This is a genomic window from Prauserella oleivorans (assembly GCF_042685745.1).
In the GTDB taxonomy this organism is placed as follows: domain Bacteria; phylum Actinomycetota; class Actinomycetes; order Mycobacteriales; family Pseudonocardiaceae; genus Prauserella_A; species Prauserella_A oleivorans.
The window spans coordinates 1,371,031-1,395,977 of sequence record NZ_JBHUNT010000001.1 but is presented as its reverse complement, the minus strand read 5'-3'; the positions used below and the strand labels follow the sequence as shown (position 1 = coordinate 1,395,977).

Below are 24,947 nucleotides of genomic sequence, written 5' to 3'. Positions count from 1 at the left end.
GGGACGGGTGTGACGGGTTCAGCCATCGCCGTCGACCGCCTCGGCTGGCGGCTCACCGGGTTCGTGCGCGTCGACGACGACCCGGATATCGGCCACGTCGTAGCCGCGTACCTGACGCGTGCTGCCGTCGTCGCCCGTGACACGGCGGCGGGTCGACCGGCAACCCAGCTCACCCATCTGCCGTCCGAACGCGGTCGGCTCCACGTCGAGAGCGTCGACCAGCTCGGCCGTCGGCACGAAGTCACGCCCGCCGGGTCCAAGGTCGTCGCCGAGGTATTCGGCGACTGATGCCAGTGGCTCCGGCAGCTCGACCGGCTCCGGTCGCGCGTCCGGTGCACTCGGCACCGTGCCGCTGCCGATGGCGCGCGCAGCGGCCGCGTGGTCCAGCGCAGGCGGCGTGTCCTGCCCGGCCGCATGTCCCGTGAGGGTCCCGGCCGCTTCCCGCAGCGCTCGACCTTGCTGGCAGATTCGCTGCCAGTCGTCGTTGGGCATGTAGTACGTCCGCACGGTCATCGCCAGTACGTCGGCCCCGGCTTGGGTGTCGCCGTCCGGCCGCAGGACGCCCACGCCCTTGTGCGAGGGCAGCAACCGGCTTGAGTCGTAGCCTCGCGTGTTCATCTGCTCGCCCAGGACGATGTTGCTGTCTCGCCAGTCCATCACCCGCAACGCGAACCGGGAGCCGAGCACCGCGCGGAGCCCGGACGGGATGGTCTTGGAATCCGGGCGCTGCGTTGCCAGCACCAGCACGATGCCCGCGGCCGGTCCCTTCTTGGCCAGCCAGGTGAGCAGCTCGCCGACATACTCGCCTGCCGGGAGCTTCTTTCCTTGCACCGTCACGGGTGTGCGGTCTTCCAACGGAACTTGCACTTCGTCGATGAAGATCGCCGTAATGGGCATGTTCAGCGCGGTGTCCCGCGACATCTCCGGCGTGATCTTCGACTCTGGGCAGGTCACGTCGTCCAGCTCGCGCATCCGCCGGTAACGGCCCTGCACCTCACCGACCAACTCCACCAGCCAGCCCACCAGTGCCAGCACGTGTTCGGGTTCGTCGCCGGACATGAACCGGTGCGCCACCTGCGCGGCGGCATCCCAATCCTTGCCCGCCTTGAAGTCCGCCACGTACAGGCGGGTGTGCGGATCCAGCAGCAATCCGGCCGCAGCCAGCCGGGCGGCGAACGTCTTGCCCTGCCGTGGAATCGCCCCGACGAGCAGCGACGTCCACACCAGCGGCAGGTCAATGCGCCGGTCGCGAGCGTCACGGCCGAACGGCACCGGCCGCCACGCGTCCCACCGGCTCACGCCCAGCAGGGGCGTGCGCAGCGGCGGCGTGGCGTACGGATCCTTGTCCGCAACCCACATCGACACTCGACCGGCGTGACCGCCGTTGCCACGCACCCGCTCCACGATGAGCTGTACCTCATCAACGGCCAGCGCTGAAGCAAGCGCCTCGCGGTGCTTGACCACATCGGCCGCCTTGCGGGTGGCCGGAAGGTCCACAGTGACCGCCCACCCTTCGCCGACCCGAGTCGCCCGTTCCACGAGTCGAAGTGTTTCGTCCTTGCCGATCAGCTTCGCATCCCGGAAGGCGTCGACGAGGACTTGCGGGTCCATCGTCCACGTGAGCGTGCGCGGGCCGGCCAGCGCCGGTTTACGGCCCGGTGCGCCGTCCCTGCGGCGGCCGAGAACCGCCAGCGCCACCGACAGCACACCGATAACGATCCACAATGGACGTGGGCCGTACAGCAACCACGTCAGCGTGCCCGCCACGGTGCACGCAGCGGTTACGGCGGCGGTGACGCGCCACCGGAACAACGTCAGCTCCCGGATATCGGCGAACTTGTCGGCGAGCTTCTCCGCCTGCTCGGCTGCTTCCCGGTAGTCGGCAACGCGCACCCAGCGGCGCCACCAACGCGCGGCGGCGACCACGCCGCGAACCACAGCCCGCAGATACCGCCACGGTGAACGCAGCGCCGATACCGCCGCATCCTTGGCCGCTTGCCGTGCCTGCGCGCGGCTCTTGAACGATGCGGGCACGCGCGGCGATCGCAGCCACCATGCCGCAAACCGTTGCCTCCACGTCGGCCGCGCCGGGCGCGGCGTGGGTTGCGGCAGCGTGTCATCCACCAGCTCGGCGTCCAGCACCGGTCCGACGTGCTCCACATCCCGTGAACCTGCCTGCACGGGCAGCGCTCCACCGCTCATGGCGGGGTTGTCGTCGGCGTTCATGGCGTCACCTCCCCGCCCGTTGCCTCGTTCGTGGACTGCGCGGTTTCGGCGGCGAGCGCGGCGGCCAGGCGCGGCGAGAGGCCACGCGAGCAGCCGGTGACCTGCCGAACCCACGCGGGACTCACCACCACGCCGGGTGACCACGCCGCGCGCGCCTCGGCGAGATAGTCACCGAACAACTTCCGCCGAGTAGCGCGACGACGGCGCTTCGGCCGCGTCGCGGTTGGTTGGTGAACGGCAGCCGCGTTCACGGCCTTCGGCTCGGCTTCGCGGCGTGCGGCTTCCGTGAACGCTGCCGTGGCGGCCTCGGTGAGCTTGTCCCGAAGGTCGGTGACCGCCTCGGCGGCGGCGAACACGATCAGCGGCGGCACGGAGTGCAGCACGATCGCCGATGCCGATCCGGCGGCGTAGGAGGCCCACGTGTTCATGACGTACGTGCCCGCCAGTGCCGCCCACTTCGCCGCCCGCACCCACGGTCCGGTGCGGACCCGGTACCGCGCGGTCACTTGCTCGGCGCGCAGGATCGCCAGCAGCACCAGTGACACCGTCGGGTCCAGGAGCCACGCGGCCAGCCACGGCAGCGACCACGCCGGGCTACCGGCCGCCGCGAAGTGCGCGACGTTGGTCATCGTGAAGCACAAGCCGAGCACGATGCCCGCCCAGCACATCCGGTCGACCTGCGTGCGTACCCGTTCCACGCGCAGCGCGACCACGTCCGGGTGCGTCTGGTACCGACGAAGTTCCGCCGCCTCGGCGGCGTCCTGTGCCAGTCGTTGTGCGCGGCTCAGCGGCACATGTCGTGCGTCGTGGGAACCGCGGCCGGCGGGTGGCCGCCCGGAGGCGGCCACCCCTTCCCGGCCAGCGGCGTCGGCCCGGTGAGCGATCATCGCCGGTCACCTCGCCGTCGTGTCGTGCCGATCTCGGTCACGGTCAACGCGCGGGTGAGCACATGTGCCGCGATGAGGTCCGGCAGAACCAGCGCCACCAGCAGCAACGTCCGGTTGTCGATGTGGTGGATCACGATCCACTGCACGCCGACGAACGCACCGGCCATCAGCAGGACCCGCCCGGCCAGCGACACGACTCGGCTTCCGGCGCGCACGGCGTCGGCCGCCTTACGTGCCCGGCGGGTACCTGCACGCCACACCCAGACCAGCGCGGCCAGCACGCCGAGTCCGGCCAGGACCTGTTCCGGGGTGAGGTTGACCGTCATCGCCGATCACCTCCGCGCGGACGCCGGTTGATGTGGCGGACCTTCCACACCCGCACGGCGGCCCGGCGAGCCGCCCACACACGGTGAACAGCGCGCCGGTCATCCTCGGCCAAACCGCCCCACACGCCAGCGGTGTCGGCTCCGGCCCAGCGCAACTCCAATTCCAGGCACGCGTCCAGCACCGGGCACCCAGCGCACAGCCACGCGGCCAGTTCCCGATCCGGTTCCGTCTCGCCGGTCGGTTCGGGGATCGCGTCCCGGTCGAATGCCCAGAACGCAAGCCCGTCCCGCGTGACCAGTTCGGCCAGCACGTCGTCCGGCATGGCGGCGTACCGGTCCAGGCGCGCGGCGATCTCTTCATAGTCCGGCTGGTTCACCACGGCGCACCTCCCACGATCTCGCGGGCGGCACGCCGTTCGGCGACCATCCGAGCAGGGTCGATGCAGCCGCCGGACGTGGCGGCTTCGGCGACCAGGCGATCCAGCGCCGCCGCCGGGACGACATAGCGGGTACGGACCCGGACGGCGGGGAAGGCGTCTTCCCGGATCGCCCGGTAGATCGTGGCCGGGTTGACGCGCAGGATCCGCGCGGCCTCCCGGACCGTGTAGAACGCCGGGGCACCGGCGTTAGGCATAGCGGTACTCATGAAGGATTTCCCATCCCATTCAAAGACTGATTTCGGCTTAGAAATAGCTGATTTCAGCGCTCATTAGGCGCGTAGAAGTCTGAATGCGTGTTCCGCCCGTGCGGAATGTCAGTTCAGCGCTAATCTCGGCGCTGAGGCGGACCACGGAGGAATGGGTGACGGAAGACTGGGCGGCGGTCGCTAAAGCCATCAACCAACGGGCAAACGAGCTTGGATTGCGGCAGCGCGACCTTGCGCAGCGCTCGCACGTCTCGCAGGCGATCATCCGGGAGATTCAGCGCCACACCGTCGAACGGCGCCGCAGCGCGCGGACACTCGAAGCCCTGTCGCTGGCCCTGGAGTGGCACCCGAACCACTTGGCGGCAGTACTCCGCGGCCGGACACCGCCGAATCCCGGCGACGAGGACGAGGCCGGCGAGCTGGTCACCCGGCTCTCGGCGATCGAAGATCGCCTGGACGACATCGTCGAGCGGCTCGACGCGATCCAGGCCGATCTCACGCGCCGCGGTGTCCGGTAGGTGCCTTATGGCGAGCCACGTAAACGGGTTGCTGCCGTTTTCGTTCATGCCTCCACGAAACGGCATCGGACACCGTTTCCGCAGGTGGCAGCGGTTAACGGCAAAATTATTAACCGGAATTAACTTGGCAGGTCAGCGCGGTTATTCGTAGCGGGGGAACGATGGCGGCGACACGGTTGCAAGCTGTGCGGAAGCACCTCGGCTACAAGGCCGACGAGGTGATCCGGCTGCTGATCCAGCGCGGCGAGGCGCTGGGCGTACCCGTGATGAGTCCCACGAGCTTGAAGACGAAGCTGTCGCGCTGGGAGAACGGCCACGAGCAGGTCAGCGAGCCGTATCGACGGCTGTTCCGCGATATCTACGGCCGAACGAACGAGGAACTCGGCTTCCCGCCGGAGGACGAAGACGAAGAGGTCACCGAACTGCGCGCGCGGCTCGCCGTCGCACGCAGCGTGGACGCCGCCGCCGTCGACGCGTTCCGGCGACAGATCGACAACGCCCGGCACGTCGACCGCCAGTTCGGCGGCATCACGCTGCTCGACCAACTCCGCAGCATCATCAAGCAACTCGAAGACCTGCTGAGCCACAGCACGGCCCGCGGGCAACGCGAAGCGCTCGCCGAAGTCCTCACCGAAGCGTCAACGCTTGCCGGCTGGGTGGCACTGGATCGCAACGCCGTCGGACAGGCGTGGCACCACTACGAACGCGCCAAGATCGCCGCGCGGGAATTCGGCTCCACGACCGCGCTGGCGCACGCGATGGCGGAACAGGCGTACGTGCTTATCGACATCGGTGAGAGTCAGCAAGCCGCCGAGCAACTCGAACATGCCCGCTCGCTCGGGGAGCACGTCGTCTCGCCGCTGCTGCAATCGTGGCTCGCCGCCGCGGCCGGTGAAGGGTTCGCCGTCACGGGTCGCCGAGACGACGCGCTACGCGCGTTCGACCTGGCCTACTCACGCCTACCGGATGATCCCAACGACCCGGCCTTGCCGTTCCTGTTTCTCGGCGGTAGCCACTTGGACCGGTGGCGCGGCAGCGCACTCGCCCGGCTCGGCGACCCCGACGCCGTGGAACACCTCACAGGCGCTCTGCCACGCCTGCCGTCCTCGTTCGTCCGAGCCAGGGTCGGCATGATGGTCGACCTCGCGTACGCCTACGCGGCGGCCGGTGACCGCGACATGGCACGCCAGTACTCCCGGCAGGCCCGGCAACTCGGGCTCCAAGTTCGATCCGACCGGCACTTACGCCGACTCAGCGGGCTGATCCTGCCGACCAGCTCATCAGGCCGTGCGTGAGTTGAGGTAGTACAGCAACGCCACCAGGGTGCCCGACCCAAGAAGTTCCTGCCGCTGCGCCAGCTCGTTCACCCGCGACAACGGCACCCACTCCACCCGGCCGACCTCTTCCGTGTCGGTGGGGTCGCCGATGTGCTTCGCACCGTTCGGGAACACGTACACATCCACGGGCGCGGTGACCTGCCCTGGCAACGGCTCGAAGCTCACGAGATGCTCGCCCTTGCCGATCGGCTCCCAGCCGCTCTCCTCAGCCGCCTCACGCGCCGCCGTGACGGCCGACTCTTCGCCTTCGTCGACCATGCCGCCGAGCAGCTCGTAACCCCATTGATCCGTGGCAAACCGATACCGCCAGAGCATCAGCGCTTCGTCCCGGTCGTTCAACACGAGCGCGATCGCTATGCGGGCAAGGTGGACAACGTGGTACTCCCAGCGTTGCCCGTTGGGTGCCTGTACGTCTGTCAGTCCGACTTTGACCCACTTGTTGTCATAGACCAGTCGCTCACCAAACGTCTGCCACGCACCCTGCTCGTCCGCCACGTGCCGGAGAATACCCACGTGCGGCCTTCATCGTCACTCGGCCGTTCGTCGGATTGATCACATCCAAGTGTCCTATGACACCGCTGTGAACGATCCGATCAACATCACGATTGCTAGCACCCACGGATACCCGACCCACGGCGCCAATGATCGACCCCGGTGTATAGCAATGCCACCGCCAACAAGAGTTACGAGAATCTCGATTACGCCGACCGCAACCAACACAACAGCAAATATTCCGCCAGCGTCGGAGCAGAACCAAGGTTCGCGGCTGCTTCCATTACATTGAGCGGCTCTCAGCATCGCTCCACCGGCCATGTAAAGCACAACGCTGAAAAAGCTCACGCCGCATAGCAAGATGGACGAAACAACAATTCCGCACCACTTGACGAACGTGCCGCAACCCTCTCCCGGATCGGCCACAACTTAGAGCGTGTCTCGTTTGGATCTTGGTTGGGTTGCGGGCATGATCTTGGTTCGTGGTTGATGAGTTGTCGCGGCGGTTGGTGCCTGATGAGCTGTGGGCACTGGTCGAACCGCTGGTCCCTGCGCATCAGGTTCGTCCGCAGGGAGGCGGACGGTCGCGCGTGGATGATCGTGCTGTGTTCACCGCGATCGTGTTCGTGCTGACAAGCGGGTGCGCTTGGCGACACCTGCCACCCAGCTTCGGAGTGAAGGTCCCGACCGCGCATCGTCGCTTCACCGAGTGGACGAAAGCCGGATTATGGCGCAGGTTGCATCGCGCGGTACTCGATGAACTCGGCAGCCAGGGAATGATCGACTGGTCCCGCGCGGTCCTGGACGGAGCCTCCGTCAGGGCCAAAAGGGGGGATCTCTGACCGGTCCCAGTCCTGTGGACCGCGGGAAACCCGGCTCGAAGATCCATGCACTGTCCGACCGGGCGGGACTGCCGCTGGCGGTCGCGATCTCGGCCGCGAACACCAACGACGCGCACGCCCTCAAACCGCTGATTCTGGCCATCCCCGCCGTGAACTCCCGGCGGGGGCCCCGCCGGCGCAAGCCGGACAAGCTCCACGCCGACAAAGCCTACGACCAGGCCGAACTCCGAGACTGGGTACGCAAGCAAGGAATCACCGTGCGCATCGCCCGCAAAGGCATCGAATCCAGCCAGAAACTCGGCAAGCACCGCTGGGTCATCGAACGATGTATCGCGTGGCTGTTCGGATACCGACGATTGACCATACGCTACGAGCGCTACGCCAACCACTTCTGCGCCTTCCTCACTCTCGCCGCAGCCCTCACCTGCTTCAAGAAACTCGCGAAATGAGACATGCTCTTAGCCCTTGGGATCGGGCGTACCGTTCGGCCACACACACGGCGAACTGGCGCCGAGGTACAGGCTTCCGCGAACATTCGATGTGAGGCTCATGCGAAATCCGTCTGCCGGGTTCTCCGCAAATATTGCGTCTGACTTTTCCGAGGTTATCCGGAAACCATTCGCCTGCCACCAGGACCGGAGCAGCGCAAAGTTGCTCTGCGGGTCTCTGCCGCCTGCGCCTTCAACTTTCGCATCTCGCTGGGCGAATACGCGACCCTTCGGACCACCATCCGTCGGGTCGTCACATGCCCTTTGTTCGTTTCCGGAGTCGTTAATCAACTTCGCGTCCGGCGAGAGCGCTCGGCGTCCTTGCTCCAAGTAGTCGTCAACCTTCTGCTTGGCTTCCTGAATGCTCATTGTAGGTTGCAAGGGTGCTCCCGGGGACTCATTAGACTGTCCGCAGCTACTCAGCACGAGACCGACGAATACGGCTGCACACAGGGCGGCAATTCGGCTCATTTTCGGTCTCCTAACCTGGACGCTGTCCCGCAATCACCTTACCCATGTCCCACAGGGCAGGATTCTGCCGGTCCCAGTACTGACTGTGCGCGGCACCTAGGGGCCACGACGACCCAGGCGAGGAGTGAATCTTGTTAGCGCCGAACGCAGGGTCTGAGGGAGAGGTTCCGTATCTTCCCGTGTCGGCAACAACGCCGGATACAGGATCGTTTTCCGCAGAAATTGCCCACACACGATCCGGAGACATGTGCAGCTGTGACACCTCGTCGACTCCGACACCAGGGCTGCCCACTGCAATGAAGTCGTCCACGGCGAGGTGCTCATCTCGCGCAGCGAATCCCACAGCCGTGGAACCGTAGCTGTGCCCGATGATCGTATTGTGTGAGGGCTCGCCCTCATGACTCTCCCGTAAGCCATCTTGGAACCGATCGATAGGCTCGCGAGCGTCCTCCGCGTATGAGGCTAAACCCGCCTCCGGAATGGTGTTTGGCGCATCGTAGTCCATCCATGCAATAACGGAGTGGGAAACTCCATCATCCGCTCGGACGGCCGCCCGGTGCATGTCGTCCGCGCGGTCTAGATTCGACTCGAAATTGTTCAGATTCGAGCCGGTGCCAGGCACGAATGTTGCGACGTTGTCCGCCGTGTCCGGGTTGCCGTGCGCAACGATCACACGACCGTCGTCCGACGCAGAAATGTCGAGAAGGTAGTACTTCTGATCCTCTGGGGTATCAGGTGCCTGATTGAGCCGATTTTCCAAACTGTCGAGGGCAGCTATCTTGCTATCTACCAGAGCCAACTCCTCCCGCAAACGTGACGCGTCGGTCGGATCAATTATTCCTTTTTCGGCGGCCTCAATTCCTTGCAATATGTTCGCACGCTTGGTCGCCCACGTCGACTGCTCTTTATCAAGAAGGTGACGGTTTGCGATATCGCGGTGAACAGACGACACGCCATCGCGCGGCCCCACGAGTTCGGGCCGGTCATTGGCAAGCGTGGTGCGCTGTGCGCCGCTGAGAGTTGCCCACCACGCGGCGTTTTGTGCCGCGGTGGCGTCGGGCGGCGGTGGCGCGGGAATGCTCAGCGAGCCCATCGCGGCACCGGCGTTTCCTGCGGCTGCCAATGAGGTGCTTTGGTTGTCGTTGGCCCCGGCATCGATGGTGTGACCCGACAGAATGCGGTCAAGAACGACACAGAAGTCGTTGTCAATATCCTCGGCGGTGCGCAGCACCTGGCCGACACGTTCGGCCAACTCCGCAGAGATGGCGCGGCGTTCGTTTGCAACCGCTTCTTGTTGCTCGGGCGGCACATCCGGTGGCGGACCCTGATCGATGATCGCACCGTCATCTCCGATGACGAAGTGATGCACACGCGCGAGTTCCTCGGCTTCGTGCACGCCGTTGAGCAACCCGGTAATCGCGTCGGCGACGTCTCCGGCAGCACGTCGCGCGGCGGCGATCTCGGCGGCCCACTCTTCGAGGCCGTCGATGAGCTGGTTGCCCTTCGTGGACGCGGCGGCCGCTGCCGGACCCGACCAGCCGTACGGCGTGTTGACCTTGCGCAGATCCTCACCGGCCGCGATGAGTTCGTTGTACTCGGCGTTGAGCGATCCCACGGCTCCGCTGAGCGGTTCCCCGCTCCATCGCTTGACGTCTCCCCACATCACCATCAGACCGGCCGCCTTCCGCCGGTCGGCTGCGCGGCAACGGAGAGATCGTGCTGTGCGGCTTCGTCGCTGGTCCGGTACCGCTCGGCGGCCGTGGCGATGCTCTGGGCGTGCTCGTCCAGAGCAGTCGCAGTCGCCTTCCCCTTGCCCTGCCATGCCTGCTTGACGGCTGCGAGCTTGGCCGCGCTCTTCGAGCCAGGCATGCCCGCATCTCCGTCCGGAACCGCGCCGGCCGGGTCCACGCTCCCCACGACATCGGCGACGCGACTGGCGGCCCTGCCGGTCTCCGCAATCGCCTCGATTACCGCTTCGAAGCCCACCGAATATCCCCTCAGTTTGAGTAGCCGAACAGCGACAAAGTCGATGTTGTCGCGAGCAGGCGTTGGCCGGATCGGTCGAGTTACCCCAATCCTCTGCGTAGAAATGACTACGCGAAGTAGAAATGACTACGCGAAGCCGTCTTCCGACAATGCATCCCCCGCGCGCGTTCGGCTGTCGTTACCCGGCGCGAGGCTAACACGGCGCGTACGGCATCTCACCAAAACTGAACAGGGCGATGAAATCGGCGTCCTAAGAGATGAAATCGGCTCCCAATGGCGCCGATATTGGTGGAAAATCAGCGATTGTTTGGCGCTGAATTCAAGTTGACGACCTTGCCGACTTCGGCATCCGCGTTCGGGTCCGCGACGATGGCGCGATGGCCTCGGCTTCCCCTCACCAGACCGGCCGTCCTCAGCACCGCCACAGCACGCTGCGCCGTGCCGAACGAGACGCCGTATCGAGCCGCCAGTTCCGCCATGGTCGGCAACTTGTCCCCTGGCTTGAGCGCGCCGCACACGATCGCGCCGCGCATGTCGGCCGCGATGCGCCGGTACGGGCTGCTGTCGTCGTCTTCCGCCGGGTGGCTGGTCGGCAGTTCGTCGGACTCGGCGAGCCGTACCGGCAGATCCGGCAGCCGTCCCGCCAGCGACCCGGCCGCGCGTTGGTCCGCCTCCGAGACCCAGGCACTGTAGACGCGCAGCGTCGTCGTGCCGCCCCCGCCGTGTCCCAGCCGCCCGGCGACGGTACGCACGTCGACCCCGGCGGCGATCAGCTCGGTCGCCGAGTAGTGACGGAGCTGGTGAATGTTCATGTCCCAGCCGAGCCGCGAACACATTCGGGCGTAGCGCTGGCTCACAGTGCCCGGCTTGATCCAGGTGGACCCATCAGGCGCAGGAGAGAAGATGTGAGCCTCTGCGGGCATCTCAGCGCCCATTCCGGCACGTTCAGCGCACCGCTGGCGGTAGGCGCGGAGCAACGCGACAGTCTGCGGGTCGAGCGTGATCCGGCGCTGCTGGTGGCTCTTGGTGTCCTTCTCCCAGGTGCGCCTACCGCTCTGGGCAATGCTGGTACGGATCGACAGCACCCCTGCGGTGAAATCCACTCGGTCCCAGCGCAGCGCACACAGTTCGCCCCGCCGCATGCCCGTCACCATGGCCAGCCAGACGAGCATGCCCCAATCCAGGTCTTTCCAAGCTTCGTTCGCGATGACGGCGGCCTGCTCGGGCGTCGGTGGCTGCGGGTCCGGCCGCGCCGCCGGAATTGGATCGGACTTGTCGAACGGGTTCGTCCCGACCCATCCCCAGCGGACGGCCCGCTTACCGGCGCTGCGCAGAATGGCTTGAATCTTGCGAAGTGACCCGTCCGCCAACGGACGGCACACGTGCCGACGGCAACGCTCATCGCATTCGTGCGGACGGGACGTGCGGTGCTCGACGAATGAACGACCACCACAGCGCGCCCGGCACGTTCGCAACTGTGCGTAGAACGAGTCAAGAAGCTCGCCGTTTATCCGACCGAGTTGCAGCCGACCGAGCAAGGGCCGGATGTGGTTCCGGATAAAGGTTTCGTAACCATCGCGGGTCGTCGGCTCGACGCTCAGCAGTTCCAGGTACCGGTCCATCAACTGGTTCACGGTGGCTTTGGTCCGCGGATTCCGCTGCTCATCCACCTGGCCGAGCAACTTTGTTCGGACCTTCTCCGCTTCGGTGGCTGCGCGCGGCCCTGCCTGGACGACCTCGGTGAGGTAGTTCCGCTTGCCGGTGAGCGGGTCGAGACCGGCGTACACGACCACACGCAGGGATCCGCTGGGGAGGGTTTCGATCCGTCCTCGGCGACGCTTCCGAGCCTTCGACGTAGCGGCCATAACAGCCACGGTAGCCCCGTTTCGCACCACGTCCAGCACCATGAACGCGTCAGGGGCCCTCCGGAGAGGGCCCCTGACCTGCGAGCCGCCTGCGGGAATCGAACCCGCGACCTACGCATTACGAGTGCGTCGCTCTGGCCGACTGAGCTAAGGCGGCGCGGACGATGTCCGTCGCGAAGAAGTATAACGACCCCCGCGCGCGTCACTTCCCCGGCCCTCCGTCGTTGGAGCTGCAGAGGATCCGGCCACCCCGAGGGACGGGTCCGTTGCCACTGGAGGACCCCCACATGCGTCGACGACTGCCCCGCGCGGTGGCGCTGCCGATCACCGCTGCGGTACTCGTCATGGCCGCCACGCCCGCCGCGGGCCAGACGATCCCCACGACCCCCACACCCGAGCCCGCCGATCCCGGGCAGCCACCGATCTCCGCGCCGCTGGTCCCCAAGGGCAAGGCCATCGGTGAAGCGGGCACCGCGCTCGGGATGGTGCGCCTGCTGCCCGAGTCCGTGCCGACGAGCGCGATCTTGCCGGGTGCGGGCGAGGTTCAGCCGAAGCAGTCGGCGCTCGAGGGCGGCTTCGGGCTGTCCAGCGCGCAGGCCGACTCGGAGTCGTACCTCACCTACGAGCGCTCGATCGCCTCGGCGTCCCCGGCCGGCATCTCGATCGCGGGTCACTCGCCGTCGACGCCGGGCTCGGTCACCCAGACGGCGCTGCCCGACAACCCGGAACCGGTGTCCAGCGGCATCAACGCGCCCGACAACCCGCTGCTCAACATCAGCGCCCTCAACGGCACCGCACACGCCCGGTGGAGCGAGACGCTCGGGCCGTGTGTCGGCACCATCGCGGACGCCACGACGTCGACGGCGAGCCTGTCCCTGCTCAACGTGGTCCCGACCATGCCGGACCTGAGCCAGCTGACCAAGGCCAGCGAGGAGCTCAGGAACGCCCTGAGCGACATGGGCTCGCTGCCGAGCCTCGGCGGCCTGCTCTCGGGTGTGCAGCAGAACAATGCCAAGCCCAAGGCCGACGGCACCGGCGCCCTGCTGAGTGCGCCGAACACGCTCTCCACGCGGTCGACCGTGCGGCTCGTGGACATCCCGGGCAGCGAGCGCAAGGCGGTCGAGTCGGTCTCGACCATGCAGGTCGCCGACATCAACATCCTCAAAGGCACGCCGCTCGGCCTGACCGTCAAGGTCGTCAGCCAGCCGACGCTGCGGGTGGTCTCGACCGGTGACGAGAAGACCTCGACCGTCGAGTACACCGCGCCGGTGCTGGCCGTCGAGCGCAACGGGAAGGAACTCTTCCGCCTCGACGCCGCCAACCCGACCGCCGACATCCCGGTCGGCGTGCCGCTGCCCGACCTGCAGCAGGTGCCGGGCTTCCAGCAGGTGAAGGACGCGCCGGTGATCGGCGGGGCCGCCGAGCTGGTGACCGGTGGCATCAAGCAGCTGACCGGTGCCGCGGCTCAGCGCGTGCTCGACCTCGGTGTCCTCCGGCTCGGCATCGCCGAGCTGGACAAGAAGGGCAGCGTGCAGACGGAGCCGTTCCAGGGCTACCAGATCGGCGCCTCGGCGCGGCTGTTCGATCTGCAGATCCTGCCGACCAAGGCTCTCAAGGACGCGCTGCCCGCGGAGGCGGCCGAGAAGCTGCCGTCGTCACTGGCGCAGGTGTCGCTCGGGGAGCAGGTCGCGCGGGCGTATGCGCCCGAGGGCGGCGTCGACTGCAGTGCGCCGGAGAAGCCGGCCGCACCCGCGCCGCCTGCCGGTGGGGAGCAGCCGCCCGCCGGTCCGGACAAGCTGGCCCAGACCAGTGGTGCCTACTCGGCGGTGCCGATGTTCTGGACCGGCACCGCGATGCTGCTGATCGGCGTCGTGCTCGTGGCCGGCATTCCGACTCGCCGCAGGCCGGAGCCGGCGACGCTCAAGCCGTCCCCGCGGCCGCGTGAGTGACGATCGACCCGGCTGAACCCACGGCCGTGGTGTCCGATTCGGACGCCACGGCCGTCGTTGTCCGGAGGTGTCAGCCCTCCCGGAGGGTGGTGACCATGGCTTCCACGGCGATCCGCGGCTTGACGTTCCACTCGATCGCCTCGCGGCAGGCCAGCACGGCCTCGAGCCTGCGCAGTGTCGACGCGGGCGTCCACTCTGCCGCGGCGGCGGCGCTCTGCTCGGCGTGGTCGGGGTGGTTCAGCGCGGCCTCGGCTCCGCTCGCGGTGACGAGCACGTCCCGGTAGAAACCGGCGAGATCGACCAGCGCGAGGTCGAGGGTGTCGCGCTGGGTGCGGGTGGCGCGCGACTTCTGCCGCTTCTCCAGTTGCCGCACGGCCGCGTCGGCGGCCCGTTTCGCCGCCGCGACACCCTTGCCGGTGCCGCCCGAGCCCATCGCGGTACGCAAGGCGTCCTGCTCGGCCTCGTCGCGGGACTTGCTCTCCTCGGCCGCGTCCGCCTCCGCAGTCTTGATGAGCTCGTCGGCACACGCGAACACGTCCGAGGGCCTGCGCAGCCCGAGCGGGATCCGCAGCACCGCGGCCCGGCGCTCGCGTGCGGCCTCGTCCGTCGCGAGCCTGCGCGCCCGGCCGACATGCCCACCGCACACCGATGCCGCCCAGCGCGCCATCGACTCGCTCACGCCGTCCCGTTCCACGAGCACGCGCGCGATCGCCTCGGCCGGTGGTGTGCGCAGCGTGACCAGACGGCACCGCGACCGGATGGTGATCGACACGTCCTCGGGGTGATCCGACGGCGCGCACAGCAGGAACACCGTGCGCTCGGGCGGCTCCTCGACGGCTTTCAGCAGGGCGTTGGCGGCGCCCTCGGTGAGCCGGTCGGCGTCCTCGATGATGACGACCTGCCACTCGCCCGTGGTCGGGCGGCGCGCCGCCGCCTGCACGAGCGAGCGCATCTCCGCCACCGAGATCGACAGGCCCTCCGGCACCACGAGCCGGACGTCGGCGTGCGTACCGGCGAGTGCCGTCCGGCAGCCGGTGCACTCGCCGCAGCCGACGCCCACAGAACACTCCAGCGCCGCCGCGAACGTCCGCGCGGCGACCGACCGGCCCGAACCCGGTGGCCCGGTGAACAGCCACGCGTGCGTCATCGCGCCGATGTCGTCGGTCTCACCCGCCACGAGTGCGGCGGCCGACGCCGCGGCCGCGGACAGCGTCTCGACAGCCGGTTCCTGACCCACCAGCTGGTTCCACACCGCGCCGGCCACTACGCCTCCACGGTGGCGGGCTCGAGCCCCTTGACCTTGCCGACGAGGGCCGCCTGCACGGCGGTCCGCACGCGGTCGGCCACGATCTCCTCCGTGCCTTCGGCGTCCACCACCACGTAGCGGTGCGGGTCGGAGGACGCCATCTCGGTGAGCAACTGCTGCACACGCCAATGGTGCTGGGCCGAGCTCGTCGACTCCGCGCCGGCCCCCGGCTCCGAGTCGAGCAGCACGGTGATGTCCGGCCGGAGCCGGCCCGTTGCCCAGTCGGCGAGGCCTTCCAGCTCCGCGGCGTCCAGCCCGGCGACCGCGGCCAGGTGGGCCAGTGGCGAGTCGACGAACCGTTCCATCACGACGATGGCCCCCGAATCGAGGGCGGGCTGGATGTCGCGCTCGACGATGTCGGCCCGCACGGCCGCCGCCGCGAGCGCCTGCGCGCGCGGGCTCGACAGCGACGCACCGGAGACGATCGCCTGCAGCCGCGTGTCGTCGAGTGCCGGGTCGGCCGCGAGGACGACCCGGCGGTTGCCGGTGCCGAGCCACTCGGCGAGGCGCGCCGCCTGCGTCTCGGTGTCGGCGGCCGTGGTGCCCTCCAGCGCGATGAGGAGCCCGTTCACGCGGCGTGGCCTGCGCCGGATGACGTTGCGCAGGTCGGCGAGGATCGGCTCGGTGCGGCGGGAATCCATCTGCCGGTAGGCGATGATGCCGACGAGTGCGGCCAGCAGCCCGCCGCCGAGCAGCACGGGCCGCGTGCCGTCGATCGTCAGCGGGTTGCCCCACACCGTCACGTGGCGCGGCTGCACGAGGCCGATCAGCAGCGGCACCGTCGCCGTGGAGCCGAAGATGATGATCTTCATCAGCGACTGGTAGATCGCGTTGACCCGGCCGCGGATGGCGTCGTCGATCTGCGAGCCGATGATCGTCACGCCGGTGAGGAACGCCGCGCCCGCACACGCGCCGACGATCGCGACGGCCACCAGCGACACCGCGAGATGCGGCGACAACGCCACCAGGATCAGCGCGAGTCCGGCCAGCACGATGCCGATGCCGAACAGCCGGTCGTGCGGCAGCCGCCGGGCCAGCTTGGGGACGCCGGCGAGCCCCACCGCCGCCCCGATGAACACGGCCACGAACAACAGGCCGAAGGACGCGTCACCACCGCCGAGGCTCGACGAGTACGGCTTGGCCGCGCCGATCACCGCACCACCCGCGGCGAACGCGCCCATCATGCCGATCAGCAGCCCGCGCACGAGCGGGGTCTGCCGGATGAAGCTGAGGCTGTCCCGGATCATCGCGGAGAGCCCGGGCTTTTCGCCCTCGTCCTCGGTCCGCTTCGGCGCGGCACCGTTGGTGGGCACCGGGTGCACGTTGCGCAGCGACAGTTCCGGGATCCGCGTCGCGACGATCAGCGCGCTGGCCAGGTAGAGCAGGCTGTTGATGAACACGACCGCGTAGGCGACGCCGAAGGTCCCGAACGCGTCCTGCGGCAGGCCCAGCGTCGTCTGCACACCGGTGAGCACCGAGTACAGGCCCGCGCCCGTGACCACAGCGAGGCCGTAGGTCATCACCATGCCCAGCTGGTTCGCCGTCTCCACCTGGTCGGGCCTGCGCAGCAGGTTGGGCACCGCGGCGTCCTTGGACGGGATCCACATCATCGCCGCGGAACCCACCAGGAAGTTCGCGACGAACAGCCAGATCGGCGAGCCGACCAGTGGAATCGAGAACAGCAACGCGAACCTGGCGAGGTCGGCGGCGATCATCACCTTGCGCCGGTCGAAACGGTCGGCCAGCAGCCCGCCGAGCGGGGCGAACAGCAGGCCGGGCAACAGGTTCGTGAGCACGACGCCCGCGAACGCGAAGTTCTGCGCCATGTAGCTGTCGGTGAACTTCGTGACCAGACCGGTCAGCCCGAGCAGCGCGAGCCAGTCGGCGACGCTGCAGAGGTAGGTGACACCCCACAGTCTCCGGAACGGCCGGATCGCCAGGACCCGCCGCACACGGTGCACGGTGGACGCCTCCCGCCGTGCCGACGCGGAGGCATCGGCTTCGGGTCTCGCCTGAGCTGCCTCGCTGATGTGCCCCACCCCAAATAACACCGGCGCCGTTGTGAGGTCAGGGTATCGCTCATTACCGACCGTGCGTGGGAGGACCAGCGAAAACACATTGCGTCACCAATGCGGCACGCAACGTTTTCAGTTTCAGTGGGTCAGGAGAAAATCCCGGTGATGCTTTCCACGAAACTCACGACGAACTGGATCGCGAGAATGCAGAACACCGCCAGCAACACCAGCGCGAGGATCATCCCCGCGGACCCGTTGGACGGCTTGCGCAACGGCAACCTGCCACCGGCCCGCGCGGTCTCCCGCCACCGCTGTCGCTGACGCCTGCGCAGCATCGCGGGCAGGAGCGGGGCGCGGGTGCGGCGCGGCTGTTCCTCGGTGGTCTGCTCCTCGGCCGGAACGTCCTCGGCGGGCGCCTGCGGCTGCGTGCGCTCGCTCGCCAGCGCGGCGTCCACCATGCCGCGCACCATCTCCGGGTCCGGCTCGACCGGCTTGGCCGGGGCGACCCGGTAGTCGTCGGGGCGCTGCGGAGCCGTCCGTTCCTCGGCGTCCAGCCCGGTCAGCGCGTCACCGTACGACTGCGGTGGCTCGGGTGCCTGAGTACCGTCGCCGCCTGCCACACGTCCTCCTCGCCTGGTACACCGTGTCGCCCTCAAGGGTAGCGATCCGATCACGGACCGCATCCGCCAACGGGGGCGCAGCGGCGTCACTGACCGTGAGCGGATCGGCGGCGCCGCCCTACGACTTGGACTTGCCCGCGGTGGCCTTCTTCCGCGTCGTGGTCTTCTTCTTCGCCGGCCCCTTCGCCCGCTTCTCGGCGAGCAGCTCCGCCGCCCGCTCCGGCGTCAGCTCCTCCACCGAGTCCGACCGGCGCAGTGACGCGTTGTACTCGCCGTCGGTGACGTACGGGCCGAACCGGCCGTCCTTGACGACCATCGGCTTGCCCGACACCGGGTCGTCGCCGAGCTCCTTGAGCGGCGGCTTCGCGGCGGCCTGCCGGCCCCGGCGCTTCGGCTCGGCGTAGATCTTGAGCGCCTCCTCGAGCGTGATGTCGAAGATCTGCTCCTCGGTCTGCAGCGAGCGGGAGTCGGTGCCCTTCTTCAGATACGGCCCGTAGCGGCCGTTCTGCGCGGTGATCTCCTCGCCGCTCTCCGGATCCTTGCCGACGACCCGCGGCAGCGACAACAGCTTCAGCGCGTCCTCGAGCGTTACCTCGGCCACCGACATCGACTTGAACAGCGACGCCGTGCGCGGCTTCGGCTTCTTGGCCTTCGACTTCTTGCCGTCGGCGGATTCCTCCGGCTCCGGCAGCACCTCGGTGACATACGGGCCGAATCGGCCCTCCTTGGCCACGATCTCGTGCCCGGTCTCGGGGTCCGTGCCGAGCACACGACCCTCCTGCGGCGTGGCGAAGAGCTTTTCCGCGATCTCCAGGGTCAGCTCGTCCGGCGGCAGGTCCTCGGGCAGGTTCGCCCGCTGCGACTCGCCGTCGACCTGGCGCTCGAGATACGGGCCGTACCGGCCGACCCGTACCACCACGGGGTGCCCCTCGCTGTCGTTGAACAGCGGAATCGAGTTGATCTCGCGGGCGTCGATGTCCTCGACTCCCGAGCCGACGAGCTTCTTCAGCCCGCCGAGCCTGCCGATCGAGCCGTCGACGCCCATCTCGCCACCGAAGTAGAAGCTCGACAGCCAGCGCGTGCGCTGCTCGTCGCCACTGGCGATGCGGTCGAGCTCGTCCTCCATCGCGGCGGTGAAGTCGTAGTCCACGAGCCGCTCGAAGTGCTGCTCCAGCAACCCGACCACCGAGAACGCGACCCACGACGGCACCAGCGCGGAACCCTTCTTCCACACGTAGCCGCGGTCCTGGATGGTCTTGATGATCGACGCGTACGTCGACGGCCTGCCGATGCCCAGTTCCTCGAGCTTGCTCACCAGCGCGGGCTCGCTGTAGCGCGGCGGCGGCGACGTGGCGTGCCCGTCCGGCGACAGGTCGGTGGCCGTGAGCGCCTGGTCGCGCGTCAGCTGCGGCAGGCGGCTCTGCTTGTCGTCGGCCTCGCCGCCGGCCTCGCTGTCGACGGACTCGACGTAGGCCTTGAGGAAGCCGGCGAACGTGATGGTGCGCCCGGATGCGGAGAACACACACTCTTCGCCGCTGGCGGCCGTGCCGGTGATCCTCACCGACATCGTGGTGCCCTTGGCATCGGCCATCTGCGAGGCGATGGTGCGCTGCCAGATGAGCTCGTAGAGGCGGAACTCGTCGGTCTCCAGCTCGGCGGCGACCTGGCCGGGCGTGCGGAACACCTCACCGGCAGGCCGGATCGCCTCGTGCGCCTCCTGCGCGTTCTTCACCTTGCGCGTGTACTGGCGCGGGCTCTTCGCCACGTACTCCGAGCCGTACAGGTCGGTCGCCTGGTTGCGCGCGGCGGTCAGCGCCGTCTCCGACAGCGTCGTGGAGTCGGTACGCATATAGGTGATGTAGCCGTTCTCGTAGAGGCGCTGCGCGATGCGCATCGTGCGCTCCGACGAGAACCGCAGCTTGCGGCCCGCCTCCTGCTGCAGGGTCGAGGTCATGAACGGCGCGTACGGACGCCGGGTGTAGGGCTTCTCCTCGACGCTGGTGACGTGGAACTCGCGGTCGCGCAATGCCTCGGCGAGCCGGTTGGCCTCGGCCTCGTCGAGGGTGCGCACGTCCTTGGCCGACGCCTTGAGCTGTCCGTCCGGACCGAAGTCACGGCCGGTGGCCAGGCGTGCGCCGTCCACCGCGGTGAGCCGGGCCGGGAAGCTGCGCGGGTTCGCGTCCGCGCCCGCGTCCATCGTCGCCGAGATGTCCCAGTACGACGCCGACACGAACCGCATGCGCTCGCGTTCGCGCTCCACGATGATGCGCGTGGCCACCGACTGCACACGGCCCGCGGAGAGCTTCGGCATGACCTTCTTCCACAGCACCGGCGAGACCTCGTAGCCGTAGAGCCGGTCGAGGATGCGCCGGGTCTCCTGGGCGTCGACCAGGTCCGGGTCGAGCTCGCGGGTGCTCTGGGCGGCGGCGCGGATGGCTTCGGGCGTGACCTCGTTGAACACCATGCGGCGCACCGGCACCTTCGGCTTCAGCGCCTCGAGCAGGTGCCAGGCGATGGCCTCGCCTTCCCGGTCGGGGTCGGTGGCGAGGTAGAGCTCGTCAACGTCCTTGAGCAGGTTCTTGAGCTCGGTGACGGTCGACTTCTTGTCCGGCGTGATGATGTAGAGCGGTTCGAAGCCGTTGTCGACGTCCACGCCGAGCCTGGCCCACGGCTGGCCCTTGTACTTGGCAGGAACATCCGCGGCGCCGCGTGGCAGGTCGCGCACGTGGCCACGGGAAGACTCGACGACGTAGTCGCCACCGAGGTACGGCGCGATCTTGCGCGCCTTGGTGGGCGACTCGACGATCACCAGCCGCCGGCGGCCGCTGCCGTTCGTAGCGCCGTCCTTCTTCCGTGTCGTTCCAGCCACGCCGTCCCGCTTCCGCTCACTAACTCACCTGTTCGACCCGCCAGTGTGCACGCTCGAAGGCCACGGCGTCTGCTCAGGTGGCGCAACACGCGGCCGAGCGTGTGTCAAGCGCATCGCCACTTCCTGCGGTGATGTTTCCATCCCATACCGTCGACGTGATATGCGACTCACCCTTGCGAGTTCCATGGTCACCAGGCCGCCACGCCGTGTGATGTGCCGGCTCGGGCCATGCCGGGAACATTCCCCGCGAACGCGCCCGCGAATCGAACTTGAGGTTGACGCGGCGGCAACCTCTAGCGTTTCCGGCATGGCCTACTCGATCGCCCACGTCGCCCGGCTCGCGAAGGTGACCTCGCGCACCCTGCGGCACTACGACGAGATCGGCTTGTTGCCGCCTGCCTACCTCGGCGGCAACGGCTACCGCTACTACGAGGAGGAACAACTGCTGCGGTTGCAGCAGATCCTCGTGCTGCGGGAGCTGGGTCTCGGTCTCGAGAAACTGGAGGGAGGGAAACCCGTGAACGCCGAAGAGCTGTACACCGGCATCGGCAGGCACTCCGAGGAGGCACGCCACCTCGCGGAGGAGGCCGAGCAGCGCTGGCCGGGCTCGTCCGAGACCTATACGAAGGTCAAGGGCTGGTCCGACGAGAAGTGGCAGGCCGTCCAGCGCCAGGGCGCGGAGGCGACCGACCGGCTCGCCGAGCTGATGCGCCAGGGCATCGCCCCGGACGACCCACGCGCGGTCGAGGCCGTCGACGCGCACTACCGGTGGGTGTGCCACTTCTGGACACCGAACCGGGAGGCCTACACCGGACTCGGCAGGCTGTACGTCGACGACAGCCGCTTCACCGAGAACTTCGACCGGATCGCGCCGGGCCTCGCGGCCTACGTGAGTGCCGCGATGGCCGCCTACGCACAGGACCGGCTGAGCTAGCTACCGACGCGGCCAATGGGCTGGGGAGCCGCGGATCCCCAGCGTGCGGCGGTCACGGCCCCGGGTCGAACCGCGCCGCGCCGCCCTGCTCGGTGAGCTGCAGGCACCTGCCCGCCCGCGCGCTCGCCTGCCGCAGTTCGGGAACGGTGTCGAAGCCCGCCAGCAAGTCGAGCCGACCGATCTCCTCGAGGGGCCCGCGCACCGCACCGATGGCGGCCGTGCTGGCCTCGGTGGTGGTGGCCGCGTCGAGCTGGTTCTTGGCGCCGACGGCCCGGTCCCGGATACCGGTGTACGTGGCGACGGCGTCGGCCTTCATCCGCTCGGCAGCGGTGACCGGTGCCCGGCCGAGGCTGCCGAGTCGCTGCAGGGTCCGGTCGAGGCCGCCGATCATCACGCCCAGCAGCTCGCTCGACGTCCGCGACGCCTGCGCCGGCGTGCTCGGGTCGATCTCGGGCATCGTCGACACCGAGCGGACCAGCTCCGAGACCGCGCCGCAGTACCCGTCGGCCCACGCCGTCACGGCGTCCTGCCGCTGGATCTCCTCGGCCGACATCGCGGCACCGGACGATCGCGCCGCCGACTCCCCGTCGGGCGACGCCGTTCTCGACGGCTGCCCGCAACCCACCACACCGAGGCCCAAGGCCGTCACCAGAGCGGCGAGAACGGGCATTCGCGGCCGCAACGCCCACACCTCCTGACACAGCGTGCTGATCCGAGCACATCCCGGTGCGACGGTACCCGGCAACGCGCAGTCTGCAAGTCACCTTTGCGTGTCGCTTCCGAATGCAACAAAGCCGGGCGTGGACACGCTGAGTGTCCACGCCCGGCTTCGTGCTGCCGGTCAAGCGTTGGTGGCCTGCTGCGCAGGTGTCTCGGCGATGGCCGTACCGCGCCGCTTCGACACCACGATCGCGCCGACGATCACCAGCACGGCGACCACCGCGATGCCGATCCGGACCCCGATCGAGGCGTCCTCACCCACGGTGAACTGCACCACCGCGGGTGCGATCAGCAGCGACACGAGGTTCATCACCTTGAGCAGCGGGTTGATCGCCGGCCCCGCCGTGTCCTTGAACGGGTCACCGACGGTGTCGCCGATGACCGTCGCGGCGTGCGCCTCCGAGTTCTTGCCACCGTGGTGGCCGTCCTCGACCAGCTTCTTGGCGTTGTCCCACGCGCCACCGGAGTTGGCGAGGAACACCGCCATGAGCGTGCCCGTCGCGATCGCGCCCGCGAGGTAGCCCGCGAGCGCACCGGTGCCGAGCCCGAAGCCGACCGCGATCGGCGCGAACACCGCCAGCAGGCCGGGTGTGGCCAGCTCCCGCAGCGAGTCGCGCGTGACGATGTCGACGACGCGGCCGTACTCGGGACGGGTCGTGCCCTCCATGATCCCCGGGATGTCGCGGAACTGGCGGCGCACCTCGTACACCACCGCGCCCGCCGCGCGGGACACCGCGTTGACGGCCAGTCCGGAGAAGAGGAACACCACGGCCGCACCGACGACCACGCCGACGAGCGTGTTCGGCGAGATGATGCTGTCCACGAACGAGTCGGGCACAGCGTCACCGACTCCCGTTCCGACATCGCGCAACGCGTCGCGGATCGCCGCCGAGTACGACCCGAACAGCGCCGTCGCCGCCAGCACGGCCGTGGAGATCGCGATGCCCTTGGTGATGGCCTTGGTGGTGTTGCCGACGGCGTCGAGCTCGGTGAGGATCTGCACGCCCTCGCCCTCCTCGAGGTCGCCGGACATCTCGGCGATGCCCTGGGCGTTGTCCGACACCGGGCCGAAGGTGTCCATCGCGACGATGACGCCGACCGTCGTGAGCAGACCCGTACCGGCCAGCGCCACCGCGAACAACGCCACCGCGCCGCCGAGCAGGTAGGCCCCGAACACCGCGGCACCGATGACGAGCGCGGTGAACACCGCCGACTCGAAGCCCACCGAGATACCGGACAGGATCACCGTGGCCGCACCCGTCTCGGACGTCTTGCCGACGTCCTTCACGGGACCGTGCTCGGTGCCGGTGTAGTAGCCGGTCAGCCACAGGATCACGCCGGCGAGCGCGATACCGATGATGACGGAGACCGTCGCGATGACGGCCGGGTTGCCCTCGGCGCCGTCGAACGAGCTCGGCAGGAACACGAACGCCGCGACGGCCGACAGCACCGCCGAGATGACGGCGGAGATGTAGAACGACCGGTTGATCGTCGTCAGACCGCTCTCGCCGGCCCGCGCACGCGTGATGTAGATGCCGATCACCGCCGTGATGACCCCGATGGCCGGGATGATCAGCGGGAACACCAGGCCGTAGCCGGTCGCGCCGAACGCCGCGCTGCCGAGGATGAGCGCTGCGACCAGGGTCACCGCGTACGACTCGAACAGGTCGGCCGCCATGCCCGCGCAGTCACCGACGTTGTCGCCCACGTTGTCGGCGATGGTGGCCGCGTTGCGCGGGTCGTCCTCGGGAATGTTCTGCTCGACCTTGCCCACGAGGTCCGCCCCGACGTCGGCGGCCTTGGTGAAGATGCCGCCGCCGACACGCATGAACATCGCGATGAGGGCCGCGCCGAAGCCGAAGCCCTCGAGCACCTTCGGGGCCTGGCCCGCGTAGACCAGCACCACGACGGCCGCGCCGAACAGGCCGAGGCCGACGGTGATCATGCCGACGACGCCACCGGTGCGGAACGCGATCCGCATCGCCTTCTCCCGCCCACCGGGTTCTCGTGCCGCGGCCGCCACTCGGACGTTCGCTCTCGTCGCCAGCCACATGCCGAGGTAGCCGATCGAGAACGAGAACACGGCCCCGATGAGGAAGAAGAGCGAACGGCCTATGCGCTCGTTCCAATCTTCCGCGGGGAGTGCGAACAGCAAGACGAACACGATCACGCCGAAGATCGCGAGCGTGTTCCGCTGCCGGTTGAGATAGGCAGCCGCGCCTTCCTGCACCGCCTTGGCGATCTCCCGCATCTTCTCGGTGCCCTGGCCCGCGGCCAGGACCTCCTTCAGCAAGAGATAGCCGATGACCAGTGCAGCAAGGGCGACCACGGCGACCACGGCCACGATGCCGTAGTCACCTCCGGAGAGCTCCGGGGAGCCCTCCGCGAGGAAGTGCCGGGACATTCGTCCTCCTGAAACGTCGCCTTGCGTCAGCAGCGACGGTGGCTAC

Annotated in this window: 20 protein-coding genes and 1 tRNA gene; 5 read left to right on the top strand and 16 right to left on the bottom strand. The window is 68.3% G+C overall.

Annotation, left to right across the window (positions count from 1 at the left end):
• Positions 1-18: 18 nt before the first annotated feature.
• The 5 genes from ACFSZT_RS06930 to ACFSZT_RS06910 are packed head-to-tail and all read right to left on the bottom strand — an operon-like array spanning position 19 to position 4,073.
• Complete coding sequence (locus ACFSZT_RS06930; RefSeq protein WP_377392524.1) at positions 19-2,226, bottom strand: cell division protein FtsK; 2,208 nt, start codon at positions 2,224-2,226, stop codon at positions 19-21.
• Positions 2,223-3,113 (bottom strand): hypothetical protein, encoded by an 891-nt coding sequence (locus ACFSZT_RS06925; protein ID WP_377392526.1) that lies wholly within the window; start codon positions 3,111-3,113, stop codon positions 2,223-2,225. The genes ACFSZT_RS06930 and ACFSZT_RS06925 overlap by 4 nt, the downstream gene beginning before the upstream one ends.
• Positions 3,110-3,439 (bottom strand): hypothetical protein, encoded by a 330-nt coding sequence (locus ACFSZT_RS06920; protein WP_377392528.1) that lies wholly within the window; start codon positions 3,437-3,439, stop codon positions 3,110-3,112. The genes ACFSZT_RS06925 and ACFSZT_RS06920 overlap by 4 nt, the downstream gene beginning before the upstream one ends.
• Entirely contained in the window at positions 3,436-3,816 is a 381-nt protein-coding gene (locus ACFSZT_RS06915; protein WP_377392530.1) for a WhiB family transcriptional regulator, read from the bottom strand. Before ACFSZT_RS06915 ends, ACFSZT_RS06920 begins: the two co-directional genes overlap by 4 nt.
• Entirely contained in the window at positions 3,813-4,073 is a 261-nt protein-coding gene (locus tag ACFSZT_RS06910) for a helix-turn-helix domain-containing protein (protein WP_377392532.1), read from the bottom strand. The genes ACFSZT_RS06915 and ACFSZT_RS06910 overlap by 4 nt, the downstream gene beginning before the upstream one ends.
• A 167-nt stretch (positions 4,074-4,240) precedes the next feature.
• Between ACFSZT_RS06910 and ACFSZT_RS06905 the strand changes: the two genes are divergently transcribed.
• Both ACFSZT_RS06905 and ACFSZT_RS06900 read left to right on the top strand, forming a co-directional pair.
• Positions 4,241-4,603 (top strand): XRE family transcriptional regulator, encoded by a 363-nt coding sequence (locus ACFSZT_RS06905; protein ID WP_377392534.1) that lies wholly within the window; start codon positions 4,241-4,243, stop codon positions 4,601-4,603.
• Between the two features lie 161 nt (positions 4,604-4,764).
• Positions 4,765-5,898 carry a tetratricopeptide repeat protein gene (locus ACFSZT_RS06900; RefSeq protein WP_377392536.1) on the top strand — a complete coding sequence of 378 codons (1,134 nt, stop codon included), beginning with the start codon at positions 4,765-4,767 and terminating at the stop codon, positions 5,896-5,898.
• On the opposite strand, the gene ACFSZT_RS06895 is transcribed toward ACFSZT_RS06900, so the two are convergent.
• Complete coding sequence (locus ACFSZT_RS06895; protein ID WP_377392538.1) at positions 5,884-6,435, bottom strand: NUDIX hydrolase; 552 nt, start codon at positions 6,433-6,435, stop codon at positions 5,884-5,886. The genes ACFSZT_RS06900 and ACFSZT_RS06895 overlap by 15 nt on opposite strands.
• A 479-nt stretch (positions 6,436-6,914) precedes the next feature.
• On the opposite strand from ACFSZT_RS06895, the gene ACFSZT_RS06890 reads away from it, so the two are divergent.
• Positions 6,915-7,723 (top strand): IS5 family transposase gene (locus tag ACFSZT_RS06890; RefSeq protein WP_377478151.1). Its coding sequence is split into 2 segments (ribosomal slippage): positions 6,915-7,257 and positions 7,257-7,723, totalling 810 coding nucleotides; the frame shifts between segments, so codons are not numbered across the junction.
• Positions 7,724-8,243: 520 nt separating this feature from the next.
• Here the strand turns inward: ACFSZT_RS06890 and ACFSZT_RS06885 are convergent.
• The 4 genes from ACFSZT_RS06885 to ACFSZT_RS06870 form a co-directional block, all read right to left on the bottom strand.
• On the bottom strand, positions 8,244-9,848 hold the full coding sequence (locus tag ACFSZT_RS06885; RefSeq protein ID WP_377389279.1) for an alpha/beta hydrolase: 1,605 nt from the start codon (positions 9,846-9,848) through the stop codon (positions 8,244-8,246).
• Positions 9,849-9,901: 53 nt separating this feature from the next.
• Positions 9,902-10,219, bottom strand: a complete 318-nt coding sequence (locus tag ACFSZT_RS06880; RefSeq protein ID WP_377389281.1) for a type VII secretion target — start codon at positions 10,217-10,219, stop codon at positions 9,902-9,904.
• 296 nt (positions 10,220-10,515) lie between these two features.
• The gene (locus tag ACFSZT_RS06875) at positions 10,516-12,084 is read right to left on the bottom strand and encodes a tyrosine-type recombinase/integrase (RefSeq protein WP_377389284.1); all 1,569 of its coding nucleotides are present in this window, start codon (positions 12,082-12,084) and stop codon (positions 10,516-10,518) included.
• A gap of 83 nt (positions 12,085-12,167) precedes the next feature.
• Positions 12,168-12,241, bottom strand: a tRNA-Thr gene (locus ACFSZT_RS06870).
• Positions 12,242-12,371: 130 nt separating this feature from the next.
• Here ACFSZT_RS06870 and ACFSZT_RS06865 point away from each other — a divergent pair.
• On the top strand, positions 12,372-14,033 hold the full coding sequence (locus ACFSZT_RS06865; protein ID WP_377389287.1) for a hypothetical protein: 1,662 nt from the start codon (positions 12,372-12,374) through the stop codon (positions 14,031-14,033).
• A 70-nt stretch (positions 14,034-14,103) separates the two neighbouring features.
• Here the strand turns inward: ACFSZT_RS06865 and ACFSZT_RS06860 are convergent, their stop codons facing one another.
• The 4 genes from ACFSZT_RS06860 to topA all read right to left on the bottom strand — a co-directional run bounded on the left by ACFSZT_RS06860 (position 14,104) and on the right by topA (position 20,843).
• On the bottom strand, positions 14,104-15,297 hold the full coding sequence (locus tag ACFSZT_RS06860; protein ID WP_377389289.1) for a DNA polymerase III subunit delta': 1,194 nt from the start codon (positions 15,295-15,297) through the stop codon (positions 14,104-14,106).
• Complete coding sequence (locus ACFSZT_RS06855; RefSeq protein ID WP_377389685.1) at positions 15,297-17,378, bottom strand: bifunctional MFS transporter/dTMP kinase; 2,082 nt, start codon at positions 17,376-17,378, stop codon at positions 15,297-15,299. Before ACFSZT_RS06855 ends, ACFSZT_RS06860 begins: the two co-directional genes overlap by 1 nt.
• Positions 17,379-17,500: 122 nt before the next feature.
• A complete protein-coding gene (locus ACFSZT_RS06850) occupies positions 17,501-17,974 on the bottom strand; it encodes a hypothetical protein (protein ID WP_377389292.1) in 474 nt (157 codons plus the stop codon).
• Positions 17,975-18,092: 118 nt separating this feature from the next.
• Positions 18,093-20,843, bottom strand: a complete 2,751-nt coding sequence (topA, locus tag ACFSZT_RS06845; RefSeq protein ID WP_377389294.1) for a type I DNA topoisomerase — start codon at positions 20,841-20,843, stop codon at positions 18,093-18,095.
• Positions 20,844-21,150: 307 nt separating this feature from the next.
• Between topA and ACFSZT_RS06840 the strand changes: the two genes are divergently transcribed.
• Positions 21,151-21,777, top strand: coding sequence for a MerR family transcriptional regulator (locus ACFSZT_RS06840; protein ID WP_377389297.1), 627 nt, complete (start codon positions 21,151-21,153; stop codon positions 21,775-21,777).
• 52 nt (positions 21,778-21,829) lie between these two features.
• On the opposite strand, the gene ACFSZT_RS06835 is transcribed toward ACFSZT_RS06840, so the two are convergent.
• Together ACFSZT_RS06835 and ACFSZT_RS06830 are read right to left on the bottom strand one after the other, a co-directional pair.
• Positions 21,830-22,330, bottom strand: coding sequence for a hypothetical protein (locus tag ACFSZT_RS06835; protein WP_377389299.1), 501 nt, complete (start codon positions 22,328-22,330; stop codon positions 21,830-21,832).
• A 288-nt stretch (positions 22,331-22,618) separates the two neighbouring features.
• On the bottom strand, positions 22,619-24,901 hold the full coding sequence (locus tag ACFSZT_RS06830; RefSeq protein ID WP_377389302.1) for a sodium-translocating pyrophosphatase: 2,283 nt from the start codon (positions 24,899-24,901) through the stop codon (positions 22,619-22,621).
• Positions 24,902-24,947: the final 46 nt, after the last annotated feature.